The following is a 340-nucleotide window of genomic DNA, read 5'->3' as shown; positions in this document are numbered from 1 at the left end:
GGGCCGGGGCGCGCCCTTGCCGGTCAGCGCCTGATAGGTGGCGGCGAGGCGCGCGTAGATGCCCGACAGCGCACGGCGGAACGGTTCGTCCTGACGGCTGGTGGCGGTATCGCCGCTTGCATTCGCCAGCGCCTCGACCGCGGGATCGATGTCGATGCGCAGCGAGGAGATCGACAGCTCCGCCCCCAGCGCGTGGATCGTATCGCAATAATAGCCGAGCACCGCCTCGCTCGCGCGGCCCAGCGCCAGCGTCAGCGAGGCCGCGGTGACATTGGGATTGCCGTCGCGGTCGCCGCCGATCCAGCTTCCCGGCCGCAGGAAGGGCGGCGTGCGATGCCCA

At 71.5% G+C, this 340-nt stretch carries 1 protein-coding gene; it reads right to left on the bottom strand.

What is annotated here, in order from left to right; all coding sequences use genetic code 11:
* Positions 1 to 340, bottom strand: a 340-nt coding sequence (locus AC0IYH_RS30200) for a phosphoenolpyruvate carboxylase (RefSeq protein ID WP_471837804.1), incomplete at both ends; no start/stop codon positions are given.

The sequence above is a fragment of the Pseudomonas sp. AC463 genome (assembly GCF_979253585.1).
The sequence above is the reverse complement of the archived record's forward strand: the minus strand, read 5'-3'. Positions and strand labels throughout refer to the sequence as shown.